The 8,324-nt window shown below is 33.4% G+C and carries 5 protein-coding genes; 1 reads left to right on the forward strand and 4 read right to left on the reverse strand.

Annotation, left to right across the window (positions count from 1 at the left end; genetic code table 11):
- Window positions 1-483 (forward strand): methylated-DNA--[protein]-cysteine S-methyltransferase (locus tag GMC_RS18560; protein WP_010520392.1); only part of this gene is annotated, 483 nt, incomplete at its 5' end.
- Here the strand turns inward: GMC_RS18560 and GMC_RS0101090 are convergent.
- From GMC_RS0101090 to GMC_RS0101105, 4 genes are all read right to left on the reverse strand, one after another.
- Complete coding sequence (locus tag GMC_RS0101090; protein ID WP_010520393.1) at window positions 480-2,618, reverse strand: hypothetical protein; 2,139 nt, start codon at window positions 2,616-2,618, stop codon at window positions 480-482. The genes GMC_RS18560 and GMC_RS0101090 overlap by 4 nt on opposite strands.
- 134 nt (window positions 2,619-2,752) lie before the next feature.
- On the reverse strand, window positions 2,753-4,897 hold the full coding sequence (locus GMC_RS0101095; protein WP_010520394.1) for a hypothetical protein: 2,145 nt from the start codon (window positions 4,895-4,897) through the stop codon (window positions 2,753-2,755).
- A 468-nt stretch (window positions 4,898-5,365) separates the two neighbouring features.
- Window positions 5,366-6,901, reverse strand: a complete 1,536-nt coding sequence (locus tag GMC_RS0101100; RefSeq protein WP_010520395.1) for a choice-of-anchor I family protein — start codon at window positions 6,899-6,901, stop codon at window positions 5,366-5,368.
- A gap of 307 nt (window positions 6,902-7,208) precedes the next feature.
- The gene (locus tag GMC_RS0101105; protein ID WP_010520396.1) at window positions 7,209-8,063 is read right to left on the reverse strand and encodes a substrate-binding domain-containing protein; all 855 of its coding nucleotides are present in this window, start codon (window positions 8,061-8,063) and stop codon (window positions 7,209-7,211) included.
- Window positions 8,064-8,324: the final 261 nt, after the last annotated feature.

Consider the following 8,324-nt stretch of genomic DNA (forward strand, 5'->3'; position numbering starts at 1 on the left):
TTAGGTTCTTTTAAGGAGCAATTGTGTTTATGCGATTGGCGGTATCGAAAACAAAGAGCGGCTGTTGATGCTCGAATCAAAAAAGGTTTAGAAGCAGATTTTAAAGAGGAAACATCAGTTATAATTGAGGAGACTAAAAAACAGCTTTTAAATTATTTTAGTAAAAAACAATCTGAATTTAATATGCCTTTGTTGTTTGTTGGAACTGATTTTCAGAAAACAGTTTGGGAGGCGCTTACTCAAATCCCTTACGGGAAAACATCATCTTATCTTGAGTTATCAAATCAATTGAACAACCCGAAAGCCATAAGAGCTATTGCATCAGCGAATGGAGCAAATGCCCTTTCAATTATAGTGCCTTGTCACCGTATTATAGGGAGTAATGGTGATTTAGTAGGTTATGCAGGTGGATTGACCACCAAAAAAAAACTCCTTCAGTTAGAAGGAGCTTTACAAACAAATCAATTGGACATGTTTTCTTAATTTTCAGAGCGATATTCGTATAGCTTATAACTCGTTTCTCTTACTTTGTCGATAAGTTCTGTATACGGGTTATCGCAAATATCAACAAAACCTACGTTGTAATTTTCGCCATCACCACGTGCCGTAAAAGGCTCGTCATTGTATTGGAACCAATGTGCTCCAACAATTAATGGATTACGCAATGCACCTTCGATATAGCTTTTATACATACTACCTCGTTCAGCTTGATTTTTGGCTAATTTTACACCATAATGAAAATGACCACGATCTAACGCACCAAAATCAAATTCTCCGATCATAATTGGGGCATCAACACCTTCGGGTAACCCTATATTTTCAACACTGTATTCATATTTATTAAAACTCATAATGTCCATGTATTTACTAGCGGCAGTAAGTACGATATCATTATTTGCCCAAGCAAAACGGCAGCCTAGGTAATTTTGTTTAGGCGCAATGGTGTTTAAGCCTTCTTTAATTATTCTAAAATAAGTATCTGCTATTTTTCCATAAAAAGTGGTTAAATCCTCTTTTGCATCTTCAAATTTTGGAGTTGTAGTAGTATTTAGTAGGTCATCCCATGATGTATGATTAGTTTTCCAAATGCTATTTAGCTTGTTAATACTTCCATATTTGCTTTTTAAATCTTTTACAAACTCAATTTTGGCAGGTTGGCTGGCAGGACTTTTTAAGGTGCCAATAGCTAACGAACCTATATCACCCCATGATAATTCATTATCAACAAAAAAGCCAATACACCAAGGATCACCAGCACCATTTTTTTGTGTTTGCATGGATTTATTTACAATTTTTTCGAATTCAGGGTCAAAAACATCATGAAAGGGACCCCAATACCCCGTTGATCCTACTATTTTGGGTGTTTTTAAAATCCAGACAGAACCCACAAAAGGGGTACGGTGCTGTTGTGTAGCTTCCAAATCAGAGACAAATCCTATGGTATTTATCCCCCAATCTCGCAATCGGTTATGAGCTAAATTTTGAAATTCACTCAACCAATCATCGCCATATTTTCTACGTAAGTTTGCCTGATAAAAATTATAGGCAGTATAAGGTTTCTTATCTTTATAAAACCCATGATCACCCCAACTGCTTTTGGAATAAAATTCAGAAAAAACATTTCCTTCTTTTGGAAGAAAATCAAAATAAGATTCACGGTATTCCACTCCAGTTGTTGGGGCTTTTGATGAAACACAGTTTACACCATTAGTCCAAAATAAACGACCTTCAGGATCTACCATCCACCATTTTCCGTTGTGTTTTTCAGTTCTAAAAAAACCAGTAGCATTTAATTGAGGTCCAGCAGTCCAACCACCGTATTTGTTTTGATTTTTAGGTCCTGAATTTTTCTCAATTGCTTCAGCTTCCAATTTGGTGATTTCTTTTAATTCTTTATCAGAATGTATTTTTCCTTTCCAATCTTTGTGTTTGTATTGTCCGTACTTATCCACAAACGGGAAAAATCCTTTTGGGTCTCTAATTTCTAACTTTTGTACAGCTCTTACGTTGTCAACAGTAAATTTATTTTTGGAAACTGCGTAACGAGCGTTAAAAGAAACTTGTTTAATTGCTTTTAAATTAGTTTTTATTTTTCCAGGGACGCCACGCATACCATTTATTTCAATTTGTGGTTCAAAAGCCCAAGGACTCCATGCTAAATAAACTGTAATTGTTTTACTTTCATTGGGTTTTAAATCTACATAATCGGAGCAATACCACTTAACTAATCCATCTGGATCATCTCCAACATAAAACTCTACTTGCATTTCTTTTGTGCCAATATTAGTTACATCAGCTTTAACGGAATAATAGCCGCTTAAATCCCAATGCGCACCTTTAGGCTCTTTTAAAATAATGCCAGGTTTTGATAAATTATAATCGGTGGCAACTTCAAGCACAGTTCCCTTTTTTGATTTTGTAAGGGTGTAGGCGGCATCTTCGGCAATAATTGTTGTTTTATCAATGCCATTTTCAAAATCAAATAGCGTAATTTCTGCGGTATCTATTTCATTTTTGTCAAGCTTTTGGGCATAGATTTTATTTTGAATAGAACAACTGGTGATGATTAATAGTAAAAAAGTAAAAGGTTGAATTACTTTAGATATAATTTTTGTCATAAAAATAAATTTGAATTGTAAAAATTAACAAACTTTATTGACTAAAAATTAAACTGTATATGCTTTTAATTGGTATTATTATCAAAAAAAGCCTCTTCATTTGAAGAGGCTTTTTGTATAAATATTTTTCAATATTATTTGGAAGAACGTAGTTCAAATAACTGATGTCCTACTTCTTTAACTTTTGATAAAAACTCCTCATAAGGTTTATCACAAATATCTACACAACCAATATTATAATTTTCGCCATCAAATCGACCTGTTAGTGGCTGATCCAAATATTGGAAGTAATGTGCTCCAACAATCAACGGATTTTGTAATGCTCCTTTCATATATTTTTCATAGCGAACACCACGGTCAGCTTGACTATCTGCTGATTTAACTCCAGCGTGATAATGTCCACGGTCTGTGGCACCAAAATGGAATTCACCAATCATAATTGGTTTATCTACTCCCTTAGGCAATCCTACGTTTTCCACGCTATATTCATATTTATTAAAGCTCATGATGTCCATATATTTACTTGCAGAAGTCAAAACAACATCATTATTAGCCCAAGCAAATCTACAGCCTAAGTAGTTTTGATTAGGAGCAATAGTATTTAAACCTTCTTTAATAGTTCTAAAATAAGTGTCGGCAATTTTTTCATAAAAAACGACTAAATCTTCTTTAGCTTTAGTCTCATCAGGAGGAGTAGTTGTTTTTAACAAAGCATCCCAAGAAGCATGTGTAGTACCCCATTTATCATTTAATTTTTTTACTGAACCGTATTTCTTTTTTAAGTCTTTAATAAATTCAATTTTTGCTGGTTGTGTAGCAGGGCTTCTTAAAGCACCAATAGCCAAAGATCCTACGGATCCCCAAGCCATTTCGTTATCAATGAAATATCCAATACACCAAGGATCACCAGCACCGTATTTTTGACTTGCTACTGAACTTTTTACTGCTTTTTTAAATTTTGGATCAAAAACATCATGAAATTTACCCCAGAACCCAACAGAACCTTCAATTTTAGGGGTGTCATTTATCCAAATTGATCCTACGTAAGGTGTTTTCTTTTTAGCTAAAGCGCCATTATCAGACACAAAACCAATGGTGTTCAACCCCCAACTTCTCATTCTTTTGTGGGATAACTCACGGAATTTTTCGAGCCAGTTGTCGCCATATTTGCGGTATAAGTTTGCCTGGTAAAAATTATAAGTATCATAAGGTGTTTTGTCATGGTAAAAACCATGTGTAGAATGATTACTTACTGTATAAAACTGTCCGTAAGGTCCGTTTTTAGCAGGTAATTCAGTGAAATATTTTTCTCTGTGTTCAATACCAGTAAATACAGCATCAGAGGATACGCAATTTACACCGTTTGACCAAAATAAATAACCTTCAGGATCAACCATCCACCATTTTCCATCGTGTTTTTCAGTTCTAAAAAAACCTGTGGCTTTTAATTTTGGTCCTTTTGTCCATCCACCATATTTATTTCTGTTTTTTGGTTCAGGATTAGCATTCAACGCTGCATATTCTTTTTCAGCACTTTTTTTTAATTCTTCGTCGGTGTGCGTTTTCCCTTTCCAATCTTTATGGATATACTGGCCGTATTGGTCAATAAACGGGAAAAAGTTAGCTGTATCTTTTACCTTAAGTTTACCTACGGCTCTTACATTGTTAACTGTAAATTGATTTGGAACTTTAGCATATCTTGAATAAAATGATATTTGATCAATAGCATCAATATCGGTTTTTAATTTTCCGGGAGTTCCACGCATACCAACAATATCAAGTTGGGGTTGGTGTATCCAATCACTCCAAGCTAAATTTACAGTAATTGTTTTAGACTCATTAGGTTTTAAGTCAGCATAATCAGAACAATACCACTTAATCAACTCATCAGGATCGTTTCCAACATAAAACTCCACTTGCATTTCTTCATCCCCAATATTAGTTACATCAGCTTTTACTTGATAGTATCCATTTAAATCCCAAGTGGCACTTTTAGGTTTGTGAATTACCAAACCAGGTTTGATAATGTTTGAATTTGTAGAAACTTTAAGTTTAGAACTGTTTCCATCTTTAATAACCTCGAAATTAGCATCATCAGTTTTAACATTCGTTTCGTCCAAAGTATTATTAAAATCAAGCAAAACAAGTTCGTTATTGTTTACAGGTGATTCATTTACAGTTTCAGGCGCTGTTTCCTGTGCTGTGTTTTTACAGCTCGAAAAACTTAAAATGACTGTAAAAATTAAAAACTTACTTAGTTTGGTGTTGGTTAACCTCATTGCAATTAGAATTAATTTGTTAATTGATAAATATCGGGTTATTTGTTTTGAAGCCTTAAATGTAGCTATAATTAGTGTTGATTTACCAATAAATAACGCATTTTTTTAATAAAATATAAAAATAATTGCTTACTAAATTATGATTTAGGATTATTAATGGGATGTTTGAACTGATTGTATTGATAAGAAAAAACAAAAAACGATAAGCTGATTGAATATCGTTTTTTGTAAATTTAAGTGTAATAAAAAATTGAGTTGATTTTTTTTTATTGGTCTCAGGTTTTATTAAAACTATGCATTTTTTATGCATTTCGCTTTTAGCTTCTAAAAAATATTACAAGAGCTATTGGCAATTAGTAATTAGCTATTGGCTTTAAAATACTGCTAATAGCTAATAGCTAATTGCAAAAAACGGATGTTTAAAAAGCAATGACTTTTATTCATACCCGAAACTATGGTACTTTTAGTCTATAGTGGTTCTTTTGAATAAATGATGAGTTCTCCTCCTTCATCTTCATTGCTAACAATTAATAAGTCTTTTCCGTTTGGACTGTTTTCAGCAGGTACAACAGCTAAACCTTCGGGAGAACTATTTTGTAAATTTTGTAAAAATACTGGTGAAATCGGATTTGAAATATCGAACACAAACACATTTCCACTTCTTTCCAAAGCAACAAATGCATAAATTGATTTTCCAATGGTATAAGTAACTACTGATTCTGGTTCGGTGCCTTTATCATCGCTTCTATTTTTAGGATAGGTACCCAATTCTACAGCTTTTTTTGCCAAAAAATTACCACTGTCATAAATTAATTTACCATCTGTAGTCCAAATAGAAAACGAACGTGCTCCGTATCCAAAAATTTGTTCGTATACTCCATCATTGTCAGTATCGCCATTTGCAGTGGTTATTTTTAACCTGCCTAAATTTTCATCCTTTTGTAGTTCATCGGCATTAGGATACGTAATAGGATTCAGTTTTAAATCTTTCACTCTGGTTTCTTCACTAAAAAAATCGTAATCTCTAGCATCTCCTTCATTCGCTGTAATTAGGTATTCAGTGCCATCTGCAGTAAAATAGTCAATGGCATCAGGCATATAAAAACTTTTTACATTCCAGTTAGCTGGGGCAAAAGCATCGCTTTTATCACTAACATCGTAGGCATTAGTAGGATCGTTAAAATCTTTAAACCCTAATGGTAAAATACCTGTAATTGTTTGCGAAGACAAATCAACAACAGCAATACCGTTATTTTCTTGCAACGTAACATAAGCTGTTTTAGAATCGTTAGCAACGGTAATATATTCAGGTTCCACATCAATATCAAGTGTATTGGTTATTGTTTCATTGTCATTACGGGTTATTCCAAAAACTCTAAAACCTGCTGCTTCTAACGTTTCCTCCTGATTGTTAAATGCTGTGAAATCCAAGGTTTTTATTGACTTGTTCGCAATGTCAATGATACTGACTGATCCTTTATTGTCAATGGTATTATCATCATTTGGTTCGCCTTCATTTGCTGAAAGAATATATTTTCCATCAGGGGTAAATGTAACCATATCAGGTAACACCCCTGCTTTAAGGTTCATAATTGGTGTTTCTAAGTTTTTAGTATCAAAAACAACAATACTTCCTTGGTCTGCATTTTTATTTTCACCTTCTATGGCAATGGCAAGCAATCCATTTTTTACAGCTACACTGTTTAGGTTGTTTCCAAAACTGCTAATATCAATAGTTGAAGCTAATTTAGGAGCAGTTACATCAGTAAGATTAATAATTTCAACTCGTTTAGCTTCTGGATTGGTTGAAAATATTTGTTGTGTGATTTTGTCGTAAGCACTTATTTCGGGAAATCCATTTTGAGAAAAACGAATACTGGATACTTTGGAAAATTCAGTTTCAAATGGATTTTCAACGGGGCTTCCTGTGATATCATCTTCATGACAAGCATTGGTAGCAATGGCTAGTGTAGTTAAAGCAATTATTTTATAAATTGATTTCATAATAATTTAAGTTGGTTCTTCCCATTATAGCTTTAAATCAACTAACTGATATACTATAGTTTGTGAAAGGATTGTTAATTATTACAAATTAAAACTACTCACCTAAATTTAGTTGAAAGTTTTTTTTAAGAAATTGTTATAAGAAGTTTATGTGTTTATTTTTTGGTGTTAACTAAATGTGAATAATGTGATGTTTTGTTTGTTGATCTATTGGTAACCAAAAGTTTCAAATTTTTTAAAATAAACAACTATTAAAAGGTTAATAATATAATGCGTTATGGAATTGTAAAGGATGGTATTTTCGATCTTAGGTTTGGGATATGCTCAATACTGAAGCATCCACAATTTTATCTATTATTTTAAGTTCGTGTAATTGATTTTGAACTTTAGTTAAGGTGTCGCTACTAATTTGTTGTTGACTCCATTCAGTAAGGTTAAGCCATTTAGTGATATCATCCAGCTTTTGATTATAGCGATCGGCTAAAAGTTCAGCAACACCATTTTTTTGCTTAAAATTTATAGTTTCTGTGTTAATAACGGTTAACATTTTTTTAATTCTATCTGGTTGTTTTTCAATCACTTCTTCACGAACAACGATAACAAAACAGGGCCATGGAGTAGGACAGTCACTAATGTTGCGAAAAGTACCATTATCTACTAAAGGTTTGGTAGTAAAATGTTCCCACATAAAATAATCGGAGGTTCCTTGATCTAAGCTTTCTATGGCGCCATTTAAATTACCAACAACTTGAAATGCAAGTTCGTCAGTTTTCCAATGTTGTTGTTGCGCATTAACGTAAGCCATTAAGTGCGAACCTGAACCGTAGCGACTAATAGCAGCTTTGGTGTGTTGTAGGTCGGAAATATTTTGATAGCTGGATTTTGCATTTACATGAATGCCCCAAATTAAGGGAGTTTCAATATAGGTTTGCACAATTTTTGAAGGGTTGCCTGCAATACGGTCTTTTACAAAACCTTCAGTAAGTATGATAGCAACATCAATTTCCTTTTTTCGTAAAGCGTTACACATTGCTCCTGTACCCCCAGGGAAATCCTGCCACGAAACTTCAAGTTGCTCCTTTAAAAAATTGCCATTTTCGATACATAAATGCCAAGGCAAATTGAAATGTTCGGGTACACCACCTACTTTTATTTTTTTCATTTGTTTAGATCTTAATTGATAAAGAGTTTTTTGTTTATGAGACTAGGGTTGAGGGTTGCGGGTTGAGAGTTTTGGGTTGTAGGAATGAAGGTAAAAAAATGCGTTTAAGTAAGTATGTTATAGACATGGAAACAAATATTAATAATTATTATGAGATAGAACAATAAGCTAATTCAAATTCAGTTTCCCTAAACTACCAACTACCAACTACCAACTACCAACTACCAACTACCAACTACCAACTACCAACTACCAACTACC

The sequence above is a fragment of the Aquimarina agarivorans genome (assembly GCF_000218485.1).
Classification (GTDB): domain Bacteria; phylum Bacteroidota; class Bacteroidia; order Flavobacteriales; family Flavobacteriaceae; genus Aquimarina; species Aquimarina agarivorans.

What these genes read in the sequence shown, in the direction of transcription:
- GMC_RS0101090 (WP_010520393.1), bottom strand. Translation starts at nt 2,618, where the DNA reads ATGACAAAAATTATATCTAAAGTAATTCAACCTTTTACTTTTTTACTA.
- GMC_RS0101095 (WP_010520394.1), bottom strand. Translation starts at nt 4,897, where the DNA reads ATGAGGTTAACCAACACCAAACTAAGTAAGTTTTTAATTTTTACAGTC.
- GMC_RS0101100 (WP_010520395.1), bottom strand. Translation starts at nt 6,901, where the DNA reads ATGAAATCAATTTATAAAATAATTGCTTTAACTACACTAGCCATTGCT.
- GMC_RS0101105 (WP_010520396.1), bottom strand. Translation starts at nt 8,063, where the DNA reads ATGAAAAAAATAAAAGTAGGTGGTGTACCCGAACATTTCAATTTGCCT.